This window comes from Vibrio aquimaris (assembly GCF_009363415.1).
Lineage (GTDB): Bacteria > Pseudomonadota > Gammaproteobacteria > Enterobacterales > Vibrionaceae > Vibrio > Vibrio aquimaris.
This window is the reverse complement of record NZ_CP045351.1, coordinates 604,656-623,139: the sequence shown is the minus strand read 5'-3', so window position 1 is coordinate 623,139 and position 18,484 is coordinate 604,656. Positions and strand designations below refer to the sequence as shown.

The window sequence follows — 18,484 nt, the reverse complement described above, 5'->3', positions numbered from 1 at the left end:
TTTACAATTTGCCATTAAGGGGTTAAGAGATTAAAGGCTATGTGGAACCGATTCTTTTAACAGGTACATATATTAACTGATATCAAGTGAACCTTTGTTTACCTATACTTTTATCAATTAATGTGAGTAACTCTTCAAGTTGGAAATTTGATGATTCAATACACTTTAGATCAAATGTTATCTTTCGCTCTCACAGCAGAACATGGTTCATTTGCAAAAGCAGCTAGGGCAAGTGGTAAAGATAGGACCACTATTAGTGAACATGTTAATAACTTGGAAATTGCACTTAATGCGATTTTGTTTGAAAGAGGTAACAATAAGTTGGTGATTACGGAACAAGGTAAAGCTCTGCTACGATGGTCCCGAGGCCTCATAAGGCATGCTGAGGCCCTACAATCATTTGCTGACTCGCTGTCCTTTCCAGAGCAGCATCATTTCAAAATAGCAGTAGATATGCATCTACCTAGTGAGTTTATCTTAGATGTTGATATTGCGGCTAGAAAATTATGCCCCAATATTACCATAGATTGGATATACCGTAGCCGGGATGAGGCCGTGGAAGAGCTCAAAAGTAAAACTTTAGATGCCGCGATAATACTTAGAAATGATCAATCTTCGAAGCTAATACCACCAAGCGGCTTAATGGCATGTTACTTAGGTGAAGTCAAAGGAAGGTTGTATACTGCTGTAGATTCGCCACTTCAGGAATTTAGTCCTGTTAACTTCAGGGACTTAGCAGACAGTACGCGCTATGTACTTCAAAGTACATCGGATGCTGGCCTTGGTGAACGTGCTGCCTTTTCTGGTCGGCAAGTTGTTTTAAATGGCATAGAGCTAGTGGTAAAATTTATTGAAAAAGATGGCTGGGCTTATTTACCCTCAATCCCTATGCTAGACAACAACCCAAAAGTTAAAGTGTTAGATGCCAATTTTCTCAACGCTCATTGGTCTGTGGGGCATGTATTGATGAGCAGAAGTGATATTTCTGGAGAAATGTATCAATTATTATTAGATTCAATAAAAGACGTATATAAAGAATCATTCTAAATAAACGTTTCCGCTTCACACTTTTAAAAATATAAAATTGCGTTATAAATAACATCTCCACCTTTAGGTAAATAATACATAGCCAAATTATTTACCTATTGTATCTAATAATCATTAACAAGCCTCAAGATCTAAAATTCCTTGCGTTATTTTACTAGGTAGTTTTACCTTACAATGATTTATAAAATCAAACATCACACAGGTTGCCTGGCCTTGAGTGCAGACTTTATCTATTTTTTGACTGACAATTTGATATTCCATAGTGAATCTATCTTCCTGAATATCGATGACCTTAGCACCGATAAAAAGGGTATCAGGGTAGGTAATGGGCAGCTTATATTTGCAGTTTGTTTCTGCTAACACGGGTCCGATAGTAGTTTGAGAAGAATCGAGCGATAAGTTTATTTTTTGAAAGTAGGACAGGCGAGCAGATTCGAAATACCGAAAATACACGACATTATTGACATGCTGCAGTGCATCCATCTCGCCCCACGCCACTTTAACTTCACTGATAACTGGAAATGTCTGTAATAGTTCATGCATGAGGAGCCCCTTATGTCAGTAGGTCAGCCTACGATTGTAATCTAAAATTATGAAACTATTTAAAAATGTTGCTAAAATGTGATTTCTGATGGTTGCTATATGGCAGGGCTTTACATCAATAGAGTAGAGGAGTAATTTTAAAGTAATAAAACTGATTGAGGATCTGATATGACAGCACCTAACGGTTTTAATCTCGCTTATTTAGAGCAACGTACGGACTGGACTGATGAGCTATTCAGCTTGCGCTTGACTGGCGCTTCACTTGATTTTAAAGCGGGTCAATTCACCAAACTTGCACTGCATGATGACGCTGGCCGACTGGTTAGCCGCGCTTATTCGCTTGTTAATGCACCTCTTAATAACAGTGGCGCACTTGAATTCCTAGTGGTTGCGAATCCTCAAGGAAAACTAACGCCTGACTTACACAAGTTGAAAGAAGGCGATCAAGTTTATGTAGGTAACACAGCTCATGGGGATCTCATTTTCAGTTCAATTCCAAAATCTACTCAGGATCTATGGCTACTCTCGACAGGAACAGGCATTGGCCCTTTTTTATCATTGCTCGATGACGCCAACGTTAGATTAGGTCAGGATAAAATTGTATTGGTTCACGGAGTCAGACGTGAAAAAGACCTAGTGTATCGTTACTTGATTGATCAGTTGTTGGAACAATATCAAGGTCGCCTTTTATATTTACCTATTGTTTCAAGAGAGGAATCCTCTTTTGCATTAAGTGGGCGTATCCCTCAATTGCTGCAGGCTAATCAAATTCAGGACATAGCTAAAGTACAACTTACCAAAGAGAGCAGTTTTGCCATGTTGTGTGGTAATCCTGAAATGATTAAAGAAACGACCCAAACATTACAGTCTTTTGGTCTTGAGAAATATCGTAGAGCGACAGGTGGAAATGTTATTTTTGAACGTTATTGGTAACACTTGTGACCAAAAATAAAACAAAGCAAGGCCCAATAAGTAGGGCCTTGACTTTTTAAGCGAGCTAGAAAATCAGATGAGCGACGCCAGCAATGACTGGCAGAGTAATTAAAGTTCGCAGGATAAAAATAGTGAACAGCTCAAAGATATTAACAGGAATACGGCTGCCAAGAAGTAGTGCGCCCACCTCTGACATGTAAATCAGCTGAGTGACAGACATGGCTGCAATAACAAAGCGAGTCATTTCATTATCAATTGAGCTTGCTAAAATTGCTGGAATAAACATATCAGCAAAGCCTACAACAACAGTCTCTGAAGCGGCAACAGCTTCTGGAACTCCAAGTAACTCTAAAAATGGAATAAAGGGTTGACCAAGGAAACTAAATACAGAAGTGTATTCGGCAATCACTAAAGCGATAGTACCTAGCCCCATGACCACAGGTAGAACACCAAATACCATGTCAATAGCATTGCGAACACCTTCACCAAAAACAGAACCCAGTGATTTAACTTTACCTGCTTTTGCTAACGCTAGCTCCATACCCCAAGAAAAGTTGCTATGGCCTTCAGGAACTAGGTCAGCATCTTCAGCGGGTGTAGAACCGTCAATAAAGGTGTCCTTTTTCATACTCAATGGCGGAATACGTGGAATGACAATCGCGGCAACGATCCCGGCTAGACATATGGCACCATAAAAAGGCAAAAATAAATGTTCAAGTTCAACTTGTGCCAGTACAACCAAGCTAAAGGTGATGGACACGGCAGAGAAAGTAGTCCCGACAACGGCAGCTTCTCTTTGAGTATAAAATTTAGTTTCGTACTGTTTGCTAGTTAGAAGAATTCCAACAGAACCATCTCCAAGCCATGATGCCATACAGTCTATAGCACTTCTGCCGGGAAGGTTAAAGATTGGACGCATTACCTTGCTAAGCAAAGTGCCAAACAATTCCAATAATCCAAAATTAAGCAATAGAGGTAGTAGCAAACCAGCAAAGATAAATACCGAGAAGAGTGTTGGTAATAGGCCTTCGAGTACCAGCCCTCCGGTATTTTCTTCCCAGATTGCTTTGGGGCCTACCTGGAAGAATGTCATAGCAACGGCAAGGCCACCTATGACACGTACTAGTAACCAAAGGGGGCTGGGATTAAAAAGTCCGTTTAAGAATGGGCTACGAGATATGAATCCAGGGTTTTTTATCCGGCACAGGACTGAAGCTGAGGCCATAAAAATAATGATTGACGTAACGATGCCGACTAGATGGTCACCGAATAATGCTTGAATAGTTTTAGCTAGGACAGCAATAGGAATAGTGATGTCCCCTTCATAGTGAATGGGTGCCATGAAAAGGAACAAACCCAGTAACGAAGGGATCAAAAACATCCAAAGATTACCTTTGGTATTTGTCTGTTTAATAGTTTGAGCGTTATTCTGCATTGAAAATCTCGTGTTACTGCTAGTGAATCAATTCCGTATGCTTTTTGAGCATATCTATTCACTAAACATCTCTACTTAGTCATTCTTGGCGAAGAGTAATCCTTATTGAGTATTCTTGCAATACTATTCAATAAATTTCCCTAAATATGCACAATATAATATGACGTTTGTGTAAAATTACGGTTTATTGTTTCGGGGATGTTAAATTGATTGTCAGTATGTTGCAAGTTGGTTTTTGCTATTAAGAGACATGTGATATTAATAATTGTGAACTCACTCATTATATTTACCTATTACTCAAATAAAAAAACCGCCCATCGGGCGGTTGTCATCACTAAGTCTGTATTTACTTGTTTGCGACTTTTCCAAGCTTTAACCAAGTATCAATAACCGTGTCTGGATTAAGTGAGACAGAACTAATGCCTTGCTCCATTAACCATTCAGCCAAGTCATCGTGATCTGATGGGCCTTGACCACAGATGCCGACGTATTTACCCGCTTTACTTGCCGCATCGATCGCCATTTTAAGCATGGCTTTCACTGCCGGGTTGCGTTCATCGAATAGATGAGCCACATCACCGGAGTCTCTATCAAGACCAAGGGTAAGCTGGGTCATGTCGTTTGAGCCGATAGAGAAGCCGTCGAAGTATTTAAGGAAATCCTCTGCGAGAACGGCATTTGAAGGTAATTCACACATCATGATAACTTTCAGCCCTTGATCTCCGCGGCGCAGGCCATACTTAGCCAGAATATCGATAACCGATGCCGCTTCGCTTGGTGTACGAACAAAAGGAATCATAATTTCGACGTTCTTGAGCCCCATATCATCACGTACACGCTTAATTGCTAGGGTTTCTAGTTCAAAGCAGTCTTCAAATACTGGTGAAATATAACGTGATGCTCCTCTAAAGCCAAGCATTGGGTTTTCTTCATGTGGCTCATAGCCTTTACCGCCAACTAGGTTGCTGTACTCGTTAGATTTAAAATCAGACATGCGAACAATCACTCGCTTTGGCCAGAAAGCAGCAGCAATCGTCGCAATCCCTTCAGTCAGCTTGCTGACATAGAAATCGATCGGATCTTTATAGCCACGAATGCGTTCACTAATTTCTGCTTTAAGCTCATCGGTTTGTGTATCAAAGTTAAGTAGCGCTTTGGGGTGAATTCCGATCATTTTATTGATGATGAACTCTAAGCGAGCTAAGCCAACCCCTTCATTCGGGATCTGGGCAAAATCGAAGGCGCGATCTGGGTTGCCCACGTTCATCATGACCTTGGTCGGTAAAACGGGAAGCTCATCGACAGTGGAACGTTTGATGTCAAAGTCTAACTGGCCATTGTATACGTACCCTGTTTCGCCTTCAGAGCATGAAACCGTTACTAAACTTCCGTCTGTCAGACTAGATGTCGCATTGCCACAACCAACGATGGCAGGAATACCGAGTTCTCTAGCGATAATTGCGGCATGACAGGTTCGTCCACCACGGTTGGTGATGATCGCTGATGCTTTCTTCATCACAGGCTCCCAATCAGGATCTGTCATATCAGTGACTAATACATCTCCATCTTGAACTAAGGACATTTGATCTAGAGAGTCGACTAAACGAACAGGGCCTGAGCCGATACGCTGTCCTATCGCACGGCCTTCCACCAATACGTCTGCTTTGTTACTGAGTTCATAGCGCTCGATTACGTTTTGTTCGCTTTGAGAACATACAGTCTCTGGTCTTGCTTGGACAATATATAGTTTCCCGTCGATACCATCTTTAGCCCACTCTATGTCCATAGGGCGTTGGTAATGTTTTTCGATGATCATTGCTTGTTTAGCAAGCTCAGTAATTTCCTCATCGTTGAGGGAGAACTGATGTCTCTCTTTTTCTGTGGTATCTATGGTGTCGACTTGCTTGCCTATTTCAGGGTTATCTGAATAGATCATTTTGATAAGTTTTGAACCAAATGTTTTTTTAACAATGGCTTGCTCACCGGCCTCGAGCATTGGCTTATGAACATAGAATTCGTCAGGGTTTACCGCGCCTTGAACAACCATTTCACCTAAACCCCAAGAGGAGGTGATAAAGACCACTTTATCAAACCCAGATTCAGTATCTAAGGTAAACATGACCCCAGAAGACGCTTTGTCGGAGCGCACCATGCGTTGGATGCCTGCAGATAAGGAAATACCCCTGTGGTCAAACCCTTGGTGAACTCGATAAGAGATTGCCCTGTCGTTAAACAAAGAGGCGTAAACATGCTTAGTTGCTTCAAGCACAGCATCTATGCCGCTGACATTGAGAAATGTCTCTTGCTGACCCGCAAATGAAGCATCAGGTAAATCTTCTGCAGTAGCTGAGGAGCGCACAGCAACAGACAGCTCTGTATTGCCCTCAATAAGTTCTTGGTAATTATTCCGTATGTCCTGCTCAAGATCGGCAGGGAAGGGAGCCTCGAGCACCCATTGACGGATTGTAGCCCCTGTTTTTCTCAAGGCATCGACGTCTTCAACATCCAGCTTGTCAAGCAATCCATGAATACGTTCATCTAGACCCTCAAAATCTAGAAATTGGTTAAATGCGTATGAAGTAGTGGCAAAACCGTTGGGCACTGAAACACCGGCATTCGCCAGATTAGAAACCATTTCGCCAAGTGAGGCGTTTTTACCGCCGACTTTGTCGACGTCTGACATGGATAGGCTATCAAACCAGAGGGTGTTCTTTTGCATGTCTTTCTCCAGAAACATTGCAGTTTTGTAGGAATAGAGCAAACGATTACGCTTGTAAATAAAAAAGCTCAGCAATTTTCAAAGCTGTGCAGTCCGTAACTGTTCGCTATGCTTTATTATCGATATTATTGTGTTACCCATCCTACTCAAAATAATTTTAAAGCTTAAATAAAAAATGCAAATTGATATTCAAAGTCGTGATGTATTCTATGTTTCTGATGGAACTGCTATTACGTGCGAGACATTGGGGCATGTGGTGATTGGTCAGTTTCCACTCAACGCCCATGAAAAGACATTTCCTTTTGTGGAAAGTGAAGACAAACTTGACGACCTGCTTAGGGAAATTGAGCAGTCTTACCAAAGAACTGGTCGAAAGCCCTTGGTGTTTTTCTCGATTGTTATTCCACGTATCAAACACAGGCTTTTGCAAGCTCCTGCTCATAGCTACGATGTGCTCGCGGATATTGTCGAGCAGGTCAAAGGCGATATAGAGATGGAGCCTCAGCCTAAATTGCAGCGCTCACGGAGTGTTGGTAAAGATTCGGCCTCGTATTTTGATCGTATCGCAGCGATAGAATACACCCTAGCACATGATGATGGTATCACCCTCAAAGGTTTAGATGAGGCTGATATTATCTTGCTTGGTGTTTCACGTAGTGGAAAGACCCCAACCAGTTTGTATATGGCCATGCAATTCGGCTTGCGAGTGGTCAACTATCCTTTTATTGATGAAGATATTCGTCGTTTGAGGCTATTACCTGAGTTTGAAATACACAGGCATAAACTGTTTGGCTTAACCATTGATCCACAAAGATTAAATGAAATCAGGGAAAATAGGCTGGCAGGAAGCGATTATGCCAGTACAGAGCAATGTATTAGTGAATTAAAGAGTGTTGAGTCTCTGTTTCGACGCGAGGCCATTCCCTACATTAACACATCATCACTTTCCGTTGAGGAAATATCAACCCGTATTCTAGAAAAGGCCGGTCTGCGGCGTCGACTATTATGATCTAAAATGACTCGGTCTGGTATTTTTTAAGTCCCTGATCGAGTAGCTCTTTAAGCTGTTCTTTGTATTTATACTTTTTTGAAATCATCATATGGAACTTATGCTTTGGCATTTTAGGAATAACTTCTATCGCTAGGCTTTCACCTATATAGTCTATACCCCAAATGCTCTTTATCCCCGCTACAATCTCCTTCCATGCGAGTATGACATCACATTTTCCTTGGTTAAGCTCTGTGACGAGTTCGTGCATACTATGAGCGTTTTGATGGATTGTTTTCAAGCCAAAGTCGCTGTAGTTGTATCCATGGATACCGCACACCCTATAAGCGTTTAAATCTGAACCTTGGGTTATCTTTAGCCCGTTTTTAAACTTTGTCTTTCTATAAAGATAAGAAGGCGTCGTAGCATAGTACCAGGTAGTGTAAAGGAAATGCTTAGCCCGTTCGTCGGAGTAGGTAGCGCTAACTGCGACTTGAAAATCGCCCGCTCTTCCCCCTTTTAAACATCGAGACCAAGAAGACATGGTAAAATCAAACGTAATGCGACGTTTTGGCAATATCTCATTCAGTACATCAAGATCAAATCCCTTCACCTCTTCATCTTGAACATAGGTGTAGGGCTCCCAATCAATAGAGTCCCCACATATACTCAGATGAGTGTCCGACAACTCACTGGGTTTTGCGAGAGCGTTTGTGCTAAATAGCACTAGAATAAGCCAAGGGTAGATGAGTAATTTCATTTGCAAAGTAAGATGATAGCCGTTGTTAACAACAAGTATAGACAGCATCTAAATATTAGGTTGGTTTTGTCATCGCAAAATCGACTCGAAGTGGTTCGATAGTATGTCAGCTTACATAAAGTGTAATGCAAGCTGACATAAAATCATATGGCCTAGTGATCTAGGCTCGTTTGATGCTCGCTAATAAGCATATCGAGAGAGAGCTCTGCTCGAGCTTCTGCTGAAGCAAAACTGTCTTCTATGCTGAATTCTTCTACGACTTCGTAATAGCATTTCAGCTTAGGCTCAGTGCCAGAAGGGCGAACAATAACTCTAGCTCCTCCGTCCAAACGGTAGATAAGTACATCACTAGGAGGAAGATCTATCGGATTGCTTGTACCATCAGCATGATAACGAATCGAAAGCTGTAGATCGTCTATTTCAGTTACCTTCCTGCCTGCAATATGGCTTGGTTGCTCAGCTCGGAGCCTATCTCCAATTGGAGGAGCATTAGGATCTAGCGCCGTACTATGCTGAGCATTAATGTACATGCCGTGTTCACGATAGATATTCTCTAGCTGATCCCAAACGGTTTTACCTTGTTGCTTTAGTTCAGCAACTAATTGTGCGAATGCTACTAACGCTGATAAACCATCTTTATCCCAAACCTTATTACCTATGGTATAACCAAGTGCTTCCTCATATGCGAAAAGGAATTGTTTTTCAGGTGACTCTTTTGTCATTGCAACGTTAGTTAGCCATTTAAAGCCAGTCAGAGTTTGGTAGTACTCTGCATGATGAGAACGGGCTATTTTTTCCAGCAAGCTAGAAGAGACAACGGTATTACCGACTAATTGTTTTGAAGCTTGAGTCTGATTCAGCAAGTAATGACCAAAAAGCGCCCCGACTTGATCGCCGGTTAACATTTGATAACTTCCATCTGGTTTGACTGCCGCAACAGCGAATCGGTCGGCATCTGGGTCATTAGCACATGCAATATCTGCATTATGTTGTTTAGCCAAAGCGATCACCATATCCATCGCCCCTGCCTCTTCGGGGTTTGGGAAGTTTACGGTAGGAAATGTACCATCGGGTGTTTCTTGCTCTGCAACGCTATAAACAGATGTGAACCCCGCGTCAGTGAGTAAGGCTTTTGCCATAGGGGCACCAACGCCATGCATCGCGGTATAAGCAATAGAAACCTGCGCTGTATCTGGCCGGTATCCAAGTACAGAATTACTGTTAACGCTTTGGCGATAAGACTTATAGTATTCTTCTGTTAACCACACGAGTCGCGTTTCTTTTTCAGCCTGTTCTAGAGACATTAGAGGTATTGCTTGAACCGCTGCTTGCTCGATTTCTGAAGCAATCCCCGAATCATGGGGAGGAATGATCTGAGCACCATTTTCCCAGTAGACTTTAAAACCATTATACTCCGGTGGATTATGGCTTGCTGTCACGACTACCGCAGCCGCTGCATTTAATTGTTTAACACCAAAAGCAACGATAGGTGTTGCCGCAACATCGTGAGTCAGATATACCCTTATGCCCAGCGCTGTGAGAACGGAAGCTGTGCTGTGAGCGAATTGTTTAGAATCAATACGGCCATCATAGCCGATCACTACACCTCGTTGCTTGGCATCTTTAACATTGTTAATCAAATAGTGGCCTAAGCCCGCGGCTGTTTCTTGAATCACGAGCTGATTCATTCTGTTTGGTCCAGCACCGACTTTACCTCTCAGCCCTGCGGTTCCAAACTCTAATCGCTGACTAAATCGGTCTGCGATTTCTCGTTCGTCTTTATCATCGACTAACTTTGTCAGTTCTTCGCGCGTACGTGGATCTGGGTCTCTTTCTAACCAGTGAGTAACTTGTTGCTTCATAACTTATCTTACCCTGACACTTAGTGCTTTGAGTGAATGAAATTTGAAAATCAATCATGTGATATTAAGTGAAATTGGTCATTATTTGCGAGAGAGCAATCGTTAAATTAAATATTGTGATCCAGGTTGACCATAATCAGCAAAACTAGTCGACATTTCCGGTAGCACTTTCTTGCATATTCCCGAAACGCCAACTAGCTTTTGATAACATAAATATAACAAAACTAATAAAATTTGTTGTTTTTTACGTATTTCCTGAACCCATTTGCCCAATAGGACTTTTTTGCGTCAGCAAGTTGTAGGCGTATTGGTGAAATCGTCATAGATGATGCCTCAAGAAAGAGGAGAGATCTTTTGAAAAGATTACAGGTAATACTGTGGCAACTGATCAATGTGTTTTTACTCGGTTTTGCTACACAAGTGAGTGCTGAACAGTCCTCATTGAATATGACTCAAGGTGTAACCGAAATCAGCAGTCAGGTCTATGACTTGCACATGCTAATATTTTACATCTGTTGTGCTATCGCGGTTGTGGTTTTTGGGGCGATGTTCTACTCCATGTATCACCACAGAAAGTCTAAAGGCGCTGTAGCCGCAAACTTTCATGAAAGCACAAAAGTTGAGGTCATTTGGACTGTCATTCCCATCATTATTTTGGTCCTAATGGCGATTCCGGCCACTCGCACTCTCGTTGCGATGGAGGACACTTCTCAATCCGATTTGACGGTTAAAATCACTGGTTCGCAGTGGAAGTGGCACTATAGTTATTTTGGTGAAGAAGTAGACTTCTTCAGTTTGCTGGCGACCAGCCAAAAAGAGATAGAAGGTATTGAAGACAAAGGTGCTCACTATCTGCTCGAAGTCGATAACCCTCTTGTTTTACCCATTAATAGAAAAGTACGATTCTTGATGACGTCTGATGATGTGATTCATTCTTGGTGGGTTCCAGACTTTGCTGTGAAAAAGGATACCATTCCTGGCTTTATTAACGAAGCGTGGACCCGTATAGACAAACCGGGTATTTACAGAGGTCAATGTGCGGAATTGTGTGGTCGAGCTCATGGCTTTATGCCGATAGTTGTTCAAGCGATGGAAGAAGAAGACTATGACGCTTGGCTATTAGCAAAAAAAGCTGAAATAGAAAAAGCGAAGCAAGAAGCGGCGGCTTCTCTCACCGCATCATTATCTAAAGAAGATTTAATGTCGATTGGCGGAAAGATTTACATTGACCGATGTGCGGTTTGTCACCAAGCGAGTGGGGCTGGTATACCCGGTGCATTTCCGGCAATTACGGGCAGTAAGATTGCAACAGGGAAAGTCTCAAATCACATCGATATTATCGTTAACGGCCGCTCAGGTACAGCCATGCAGTCGTTCGCCAACCAATTGTCCGATAAAGAAATTGCTGCGGTTGTGACATATCAGAGAAATGGATTAGGAAACAGCATGGGTGATCTTGTACAGGCATCCGATGTGAATGCATTTAAAGCTGCCAAGGAGGGACAATGAAAACGTCCAAACCTACCGAAAGCGTAAAATCAGCACCAGCGACAGATGCGGAACTCGTTGGCGCCAACAGTACCATCGCTCTTGATGGTCATGACCATCATGATGCGCCTCAAGGGATAGCGCGATGGATATACTCGACTAACCATAAGGACATCGGGACACTTTACCTTTGGTTTAGCTTTATTATGTTTCTCACTGGCGGTGCTATGGCGATGATCATTCGTGCAGAGCTATTTCAGCCCGGATTACAGCTCGTGGAGCCACAGTTTTTCAATCAAATGACCACAGTGCATGGTCTGATCATGGTTTTTGGTGCTGTGATGCCTGCTTTCACCGGCTTAGCAAACTGGATGATTCCCCTTATGATTGGTGCGCCTGATATGGCCTTACCAAGAATGAACAACCTCAGTTTTTGGATTTTACCTTTTGCCTTCTTGATTTTGCTGGCTTCACTGTTTACTGAGGGTGGCGGCCCGGATTTTGGTTGGACTTTTTACGCACCGCTCTCTACAACTTATGGTCCAGACAGCACTGCTCTGTTTGTGTTTGCGGTTCATATTATGGGGATCAGTTCTATCATGGGAGCAATCAATGTCATAGTGACTATTGTAAACATGAGAGCTCCTGGTATGACTTGGTTTAAAATGCCAATGTTTGTTTGGACTTGGTTGATTACCGCTTTCTTACTTATTGCTGTGATGCCTGTATTGGCAGGGGCAGTGACCATGGTGCTAACGGATAAATACTTTGGGACATCGTTTTTTGATGCGGCTGGGGGAGGAGACCCAGTGATGTTCCAGCACATCTTCTGGTTCTTTGGTCATCCAGAAGTGTATATCATGATATTGCCGTCTTTTGGGATAGTCTCAGCCATTATTCCCGCGTTTAGTGGAAAAAAACTCTTTGGTTATCACTCGATGGTTTACGCTACCTGTAGCATTGCTTTATTGTCTTTCTTAGTGTGGGCACATCATATGTTTACAACGGGAATGCCGGTATTCGCAGAGCTTTTCTTCATGTATTGCACCATGTTAATTGCGGTGCCGACGGGGGTTAAAGTCTTTAACTGGGTTGCGACTATGTGGCGCGGCGCAATGACGTTCGAAACCCCCATGTTGTTTACCATTGCGTTTATTATACTGTTTACAATTGGTGGGTTTTCCGGCCTCATGCTAGCGATTGTTCCTGCCGATTTTCAGTATCATGATACTTATTTTGTCGTTGCACATTTTCATTACGTTCTGGTTTCTGGTGCTGTGTTCTCCATTATGGCGGCCGCTTACTATTGGCTACCTAAATGGACAGGCCATATGTACGATAACCGACTGAGCTTGTGGCATTTCTGGTGCTCTGTTATCTCGGTTAATGTCTTGTTTTTCCCGATGCATTTTGTTGGATTAGCCGGAATGCCGCGACGCATCCCCGATTATGCAATTCAGTTTGCCGACATCAATCAGATAGTGTCGATTGGTGGTTTTGCTTTTGGTTTGTCTCAGCTAATTTTCCTCTGGGTAGTGATTAAATGTATTCGAGGAGGAGAAAAAGCAGAGGCAAAAGTTTGGGATAGAGCGGAAGGCTTGGAATGGACAGTCCCAAGTCCTGCTCCTCATCATACCTTTTCAACACCGCCGAAAGTTGATTAGGGGGCCCGATGGATGAGCAAGCGCAATCAAATAACAAACTTACGCTAAAGTTATTAGTGGCTGTATTGGCTATGTTTGGTTTTGGATTTGCACTCGTGCCTCTTTACGATGTGATGTGTGATACCTTGGGGATTAACGGCAAGACAAACAGCGAAGCGTCGATACAACCACAAGGCATGGTGCCAGATACCAGTCGAGTCATCAGAGTCGAATTTATGGCACATCTTAATCAGGGTATCCCTTGGGAGTTTAAACCTGAGGAGCAATATTTAGATGTGCATCCAGGTCAGGTGATTCAGACAGCATTTGTCGCTAAAAACAATTCACCGACTGCGATAATTGGGCAAGCGGTTCCTTCCGTCTCTCCTGGGCTTGGGGCGTCGTACTTTAATAAAATTGAATGTTTTTGTTTTAACCATCAACCTCTGGAAAGTCTCGCTACGGCAGAAATGCCCCTGATTTTCTACATTGAGCCTGATATTCCAGATACGATACATACGCTAACACTGTCTTACACCCTTTATGATATTACAAATAAGGTTCCTCAGTCTGTAGAAGTGGCGCGAGTTGAACCTAGTGGCAATCTCATACAGCAAGGAGCGAAGCCGTGAGTTCAAAAAAGCAAGCTTATTATGTTCCGGCACAAAGTAGTTGGCCAATTGTTGGCGCCGTTTCACTATTTTTGATTGCCGTTGGTGCAGGGTTAACTGTACAGAATATGGCGGAAGGTGGTGGAGGTAGTATATTTGGTAAGTTTATACTGCTTTCTGGCTTCCTATTTCTTCTCTACATGTTTGCTGGCTGGTTTAGTAGTGTTATTACAGAGTCCATGGAAGGGAAATATTCAGATCAAATGTCACGGTCATTTAGGCAAGGCATGAGTTGGTTTATTTTCTCTGAAATCATGTTTTTTGGCGCCTTTTTCGGAGCACTGTTTTACGCTAGGATGATTTCTGTACCTTGGCTTGGCGGTGCAAGTAACAATGCGATGACTCATGAGGTGCTATGGCCGGCATTTGAAGCACTTTGGCCATTGACCACAACACCAGATGGAACAACGACACAAGCTATGGGTTGGCAAGGTATTCCCTTGGCAAACACCATAATATTGCTGCTCTCTTCAGTGACGTTGCACATGGCTCATATCAGTTTAGAGCAAAATAAGCGTATGGCTTTGATTGTTTGGCTTGAGCTGACAATCGTACTTGCTGGATTCTTCCTCTATTACCAAGGTGTTGAGTATGTTCATGCTTATCAAGATTTAGACCTCACGCTACAGTCAGGAGTGTATGGTAATACCTTCTTCTTACTTACTGGCTTTCACGGTATGCATGTATTGTTGGGAACGATTATTCTGACCATACTGTTGGCTCGTATAGCCAAAGACCACTTCACACCTAAAGATCATTTCGCATTTCAAGCAGGAAGTTGGTATTGGCATTTTGTCGATGTTGTTTGGCTAAGCTTGTTTGTGTTTGTTTATGTGCTTTAAGTTGACTAATAGGGGCGTGAATTAGGCTCAATAACTCCGGTTAAAAGAGCGGCTATGAGAAGGGTTACGGCCAGAGCGGAAAGAAGCACTCGTCGTCCAAGGTAATGACTCATGGGTTTGTTGTTATCAGTGTTGCCCTCTTCATCAGCTTGAGGACCTTTGACCATTTCGAACATCGCTTTTGCGAGATTTATAATGACAAAAAGCAGTAGCAATACCAATAGCGATTTAAAGATCAATACCATGACGTCTTCCCTATTTATGTCGTTGAAAAGTGGTTCAGTTTGGGTGGGGATGATCTTAACTTTGGTTGTATTTTCGATTTTGGTCAACCTAGGTTTTTGGCAATTTGGACGGTACAAAGAGAAAGCTGAAATTGAGCATGAGTTATTAAGGCGCGATCAATCTTCAGTTGCTTCATTAGACGAATTACATTCGGTAGGTGTTGAATACTGGACCGGGGTTAAAGTTATTGCAGAGTTAGCACCTATTGCAGACAAATATTTGCTACTTGATAACCAAGTTTTTAAGGGAGAAGTGGGCTATCTTGCCTACCAGCTTATGGAATCAGAGACCGGAATAGCTGTATTACTCGAAAGAGGGTTCATACCTGCTGGGAAGGAACGTTCCAAACTCCCCAAGGTTTCCTGGATATCTACGCCAATATCGCTTGTTGCGCGGTTATATCAACGCTCAGTGAATCCACTAAGTGACAGACTCTACTTAGAAACTGGCAGGCAAAATAGAATTCAAAATTTGAACATTGAAGAGCTTGGTGAACTTTGGGGAAAAGATATTGAACCTTATTTACTCCAACCCTTGGTAGACGGTTGGCCTTATCCTCAGCCTTGGCAGCCTCTGCCCCTCAGTTCAAGTAAACATCTGGGCTATGCCGTGCAGTGGTTTAGTATGGCAATAGCATTACTAATTTTAATATTTGGGGTCCTAGTTAGGTCGTTCAGGAGAAGGGAGAAGCAAAATGGTGAGTAAGGTTGTTCGGGGTAGGGTGATGCTCGTAGCTTTGTTGACTTTCTTTGCTCTGCCAGCGGTAGTCGCCAAATTTTTTTTGGTAAACCAATGGTATGAGTCCGGCGTGACCAACAAAGGACAACTTATTGACCCCAAACAAAGCTATGAAAACCTAGGGGTCAATAATCCCTATGCAGGTCGGCAATGGCAACTGGGATATGTAGTTCCAGCCAAGTGCAATGAGTTTTGTTACCAGCAGGTTCATTTGCTTGGTCAAAGTCATATTGCCTTAGGTAAATATCAAAGTCGTGTCACTCCAGTGCTTTTGTTGTCTGAGGTAAGCGATCGTGTGGCTATAGATAAGAGCTCATTTCAGCGTATTGAGATAAATGATGCATTTCATAATCTAATCTCGGATTTTGAGTTAGTTATTGTGGATCCTCTGGGGCAATTGGTAATGCGTTATCCGATGGTCGAACGTGAAGGCGATTTGGTGAATCAAAGCAAAGATATTTTAACCGATTTACGTAAGTTGCTGAAGTTATCCAGAGTAGGATAAACCAGTTTCCGATGTTTCTTGTCTTTTTGGTAGTGCAACTCTCACTGGTTGAGTGAGTCTTCATGGAAGGAGTTTGGTTATGGGATTGACCAATTTAGTTCGTGTCACCTTAGTCATGACATTTATTGTTATTTTATTGGGTGCTTATACTCGATTGGCGGATGCAGGGCTTGGGTGCCCAGATTGGCCAGGGTGTTATGGCCATTTGACAGTGCCTGATGAACAACATGAAATTGCACTAGCTAAGTCTCTCTATCCTGATTTAACTATTGAAGCCAACAAAGCTTGGCTTGAGATGATCCATCGATATTTTGCTGGAACTTTAGGTCTGCTGATTTTTGCTATTTCTGCAAAAGCTTTTAAGCATGATAAAGTATCGAATGTATTGCCTATTACCCTATCTGTTGTTGTAATTTTTCAGGCTTTGCTGGGTATGTGGACAGTTACGATGAAATTGATGCCGATTGTCGTTATGGGGCACCTTCTTGGCGGCTTTACGCTATTTTGTTTACTTTCACTTCTATATTGGCAGTTGTCGGATAAAGTTAGTTCGAAAAAAGAAGTGCTACCGCCTTATCTTAAGGGTATTAAGTGGCTTGCCTCAATAACACTATGCTTGGCCATTATTCAGATTGCGCTTGGTGGATGGACGTCTTCTAACTATGCGGCTTTGATGTGTAAAGATTTACCAATTTGTGAGGGTAACTGGCAAGAGTATCTTGATTTCGACGGTGCATTTACCTTTATTCAGCCAGAGCAGCCAAGTTATGAATTTGGTACGCTTGATTATGGCGCTCGGATGACTATTCATGTCACGCATAGATTTGGAGCTATGCTGATTACCCTTGTATCTTTGTGTTTGATAGTCTCTTTACTACTAACGAAAATTTCCAGCTTAAAATGGACGGCTTTGAGATTGTGTTGCTTCTTGACGTTACAGATAGGACTTGGCATCACCAATGTTGTGTATAGCCTTCCTATGGTTATTGCAGTTGCGCATAATTTAGTTGCGGTCTTATTACTTGTCTCTATTTTACACGCCAATGTTCAACTATGGCGCAAAGAAGTAGTTGATGATCTGACGACTTCCAACCTTATCGGCAAGGAGAGAGAGCTATGAATAACACTATCAGCCGAGTATCCGAACAAGAGCGCTCCTTATGGCGAGTTTATTTGACCTTGACCAAACCTAAAGTGGTTGCATTGATGCTACTGACGGCTTTAGTGGGTATGTGTTTAGCGGTTCCCGGCGCATTACCTATACGGGAAGCCATACTGGGTTTGGTCGGGATTGCCTTTATGGCGGGTTCAGCTGCAGCCTTTAACCATTTAATCGATAGGCGAATTGACGCCATAATGGCGAGGACATATAAACGGCCATTACCGTCAGGAGAGCTTCAGACGAGCAATGTGTTTGTATTCGCCAGTGGCTTGGGTTTAGTTGGGTTCTTGGTTTTATACGTGGGTGTTAATGGTCTTACGGCTTGGCTGACTTTTGCAAGCTTGCTTGGGTATGCAGCGATTTATACTATGTACTTAAAACGAGAAACGCCACAAAATATTGTCATTGCAGGTATGGCAGGGGCTATGCCTCCTTTGCTCGGGTGGACATCTGTGACGGGTGAACTACATGCCAATGCATGGCTGCTTGTCATGATTATTTTCATTTGGACACCACCTCATTTTTGGGCATTAGCAATCCATCGTAAAGAAGATTATGCCAAAGCTGAAATCCCTATGCTGCCAGTTACTCATGGGGAAGAATATACAAAAACCTCGATTTTACTGTATACGATCTTGCTGTTTGTTGTCTGTTTATTACCTGTGCTGGTAGGTATGGCTGGCGTGTTTTATCTAGTGAGCGCAACTATTCTGTCTGTTCTATTTATGTATCATGCGTGGAAGCTAAAATTTGAACCATCCAAGAATCAGGCAATCACCACGTTTAAGTTTTCAATATGGCATTTGATGCTGTTATTCTCAGCTCTATTAGTTGATCATTATTTTGTATGAGCGTAGCTGTTT

General features: G+C 42.5%; 17 protein-coding genes. 11 read left to right on the top strand and 6 right to left on the bottom strand.

Features of this window, described 5'->3' with window-relative positions; all coding sequences use genetic code 11:
* Positions 1–150: 150 nt before the first annotated feature.
* Positions 151–1,047 (top strand): LysR family transcriptional regulator, encoded by an 897-nt coding sequence (locus tag FIV01_RS17205; RefSeq protein WP_152432209.1) that lies wholly within the window; start codon positions 151–153, stop codon positions 1,045–1,047.
* 114 nt (positions 1,048–1,161) lie between these two features.
* On the opposite strand, the gene FIV01_RS17200 is transcribed toward FIV01_RS17205, so the two are convergent.
* A complete protein-coding gene (locus FIV01_RS17200; RefSeq protein ID WP_152432208.1) occupies positions 1,162–1,590 on the bottom strand; it encodes an acyl-CoA thioesterase in 429 nt (142 codons plus the stop codon).
* Between the two features lie 168 nt (positions 1,591–1,758).
* On the opposite strand from FIV01_RS17200, the gene FIV01_RS17195 reads away from it, so the two are divergent.
* Positions 1,759–2,523: a ferredoxin--NADP reductase gene (locus tag FIV01_RS17195; protein ID WP_152432207.1), complete on the top strand. Its 765-nt coding sequence runs from the start codon at positions 1,759–1,761 to the stop codon at positions 2,521–2,523.
* 64 nt (positions 2,524–2,587) lie between these two features.
* Here the strand turns inward: FIV01_RS17195 and FIV01_RS17190 are convergent, their stop codons facing one another.
* Together FIV01_RS17190 and ppsA are read right to left on the bottom strand one after the other, a co-directional pair.
* Complete coding sequence (locus tag FIV01_RS17190) at positions 2,588–3,958, bottom strand: YjiH family protein (RefSeq protein WP_152432206.1); 1,371 nt, start codon at positions 3,956–3,958, stop codon at positions 2,588–2,590.
* A gap of 346 nt (positions 3,959–4,304) precedes the next feature.
* Positions 4,305–6,677 (bottom strand): phosphoenolpyruvate synthase, encoded by a 2,373-nt coding sequence (gene ppsA / locus FIV01_RS17185; protein ID WP_172971867.1) that lies wholly within the window; start codon positions 6,675–6,677, stop codon positions 4,305–4,307.
* A gap of 175 nt (positions 6,678–6,852) precedes the next feature.
* Here ppsA and ppsR point away from each other — a divergent pair, with 175 nt between their 5' ends.
* Entirely contained in the window at positions 6,853–7,686 is an 834-nt protein-coding gene (ppsR, locus tag FIV01_RS17180) for a posphoenolpyruvate synthetase regulatory kinase/phosphorylase PpsR (protein ID WP_152432204.1), read from the top strand.
* Position 7,687: 1 nt separating this feature from the next.
* Here the strand turns inward: ppsR and FIV01_RS17175 are convergent, their stop codons facing one another.
* Together FIV01_RS17175 and FIV01_RS17170 are read right to left on the bottom strand one after the other, a co-directional pair.
* On the bottom strand, positions 7,688–8,473 hold the full coding sequence (locus FIV01_RS17175) for a substrate-binding periplasmic protein (protein ID WP_246210520.1): 786 nt from the start codon (positions 8,471–8,473) through the stop codon (positions 7,688–7,690).
* A 104-nt stretch (positions 8,474–8,577) separates the two neighbouring features.
* The gene (locus tag FIV01_RS17170; protein WP_152432203.1) at positions 8,578–10,287 is read right to left on the bottom strand and encodes a phospho-sugar mutase; all 1,710 of its coding nucleotides are present in this window, start codon (positions 10,285–10,287) and stop codon (positions 8,578–8,580) included.
* 354 nt (positions 10,288–10,641) lie between these two features.
* Here FIV01_RS17170 and coxB point away from each other — a divergent pair, with 354 nt between their 5' ends.
* The 4 genes from coxB to FIV01_RS17150 are packed head-to-tail and all read left to right on the top strand — an operon-like array spanning position 10,642 to position 14,931.
* Positions 10,642–11,796, top strand: coding sequence for a cytochrome c oxidase subunit II (gene coxB, locus FIV01_RS17165; protein ID WP_152432202.1), 1,155 nt, complete (start codon positions 10,642–10,644; stop codon positions 11,794–11,796).
* On the top strand, positions 11,793–13,439 hold the full coding sequence (gene ctaD, locus FIV01_RS17160; RefSeq protein ID WP_152432201.1) for a cytochrome c oxidase subunit I: 1,647 nt from the start codon (positions 11,793–11,795) through the stop codon (positions 13,437–13,439). The genes coxB and ctaD overlap by 4 nt, the downstream gene beginning before the upstream one ends.
* Positions 13,440–13,447: 8 nt before the next feature.
* Positions 13,448–14,050, top strand: a complete 603-nt coding sequence (locus tag FIV01_RS17155) for a cytochrome c oxidase assembly protein (protein WP_152432200.1) — start codon at positions 13,448–13,450, stop codon at positions 14,048–14,050.
* On the top strand, positions 14,047–14,931 hold the full coding sequence (locus tag FIV01_RS17150) for a cytochrome c oxidase subunit 3 (RefSeq protein WP_152432199.1): 885 nt from the start codon (positions 14,047–14,049) through the stop codon (positions 14,929–14,931). The genes FIV01_RS17155 and FIV01_RS17150 overlap by 4 nt, the downstream gene beginning before the upstream one ends.
* A gap of 5 nt (positions 14,932–14,936) precedes the next feature.
* Here the strand turns inward: FIV01_RS17150 and FIV01_RS17145 are convergent, their stop codons facing one another.
* Positions 14,937–15,176 carry a DUF2909 domain-containing protein gene (locus FIV01_RS17145; RefSeq protein WP_152432198.1) on the bottom strand — a complete coding sequence of 80 codons (240 nt, stop codon included), beginning with the start codon at positions 15,174–15,176 and terminating at the stop codon, positions 14,937–14,939.
* Here FIV01_RS17145 and FIV01_RS17140 point away from each other — a divergent pair.
* The 4 genes from FIV01_RS17140 to cyoE all read left to right on the top strand — a co-directional run bounded on the left by FIV01_RS17140 (position 15,175) and on the right by cyoE (position 18,472).
* Positions 15,175–15,921, top strand: coding sequence for an SURF1 family protein (locus tag FIV01_RS17140; RefSeq protein ID WP_172971866.1), 747 nt, complete (start codon positions 15,175–15,177; stop codon positions 15,919–15,921). The genes FIV01_RS17145 and FIV01_RS17140 overlap by 2 nt on opposite strands.
* Positions 15,911–16,459: a hypothetical protein gene (locus FIV01_RS17135; protein ID WP_152432197.1), complete on the top strand. Its 549-nt coding sequence runs from the start codon at positions 15,911–15,913 to the stop codon at positions 16,457–16,459. Before FIV01_RS17140 ends, FIV01_RS17135 begins: the two co-directional genes overlap by 11 nt.
* A 79-nt stretch (positions 16,460–16,538) precedes the next feature.
* Entirely contained in the window at positions 16,539–17,579 is a 1,041-nt protein-coding gene (locus tag FIV01_RS17130; RefSeq protein ID WP_152432196.1) for a COX15/CtaA family protein, read from the top strand.
* Positions 17,576–18,472 carry a heme o synthase gene (gene cyoE, locus FIV01_RS17125; protein ID WP_152432195.1) on the top strand — a complete coding sequence of 299 codons (897 nt, stop codon included), beginning with the start codon at positions 17,576–17,578 and terminating at the stop codon, positions 18,470–18,472. The genes FIV01_RS17130 and cyoE overlap by 4 nt, the downstream gene beginning before the upstream one ends.
* The last annotated feature ends 12 nt before the right edge of the window (positions 18,473–18,484 follow it).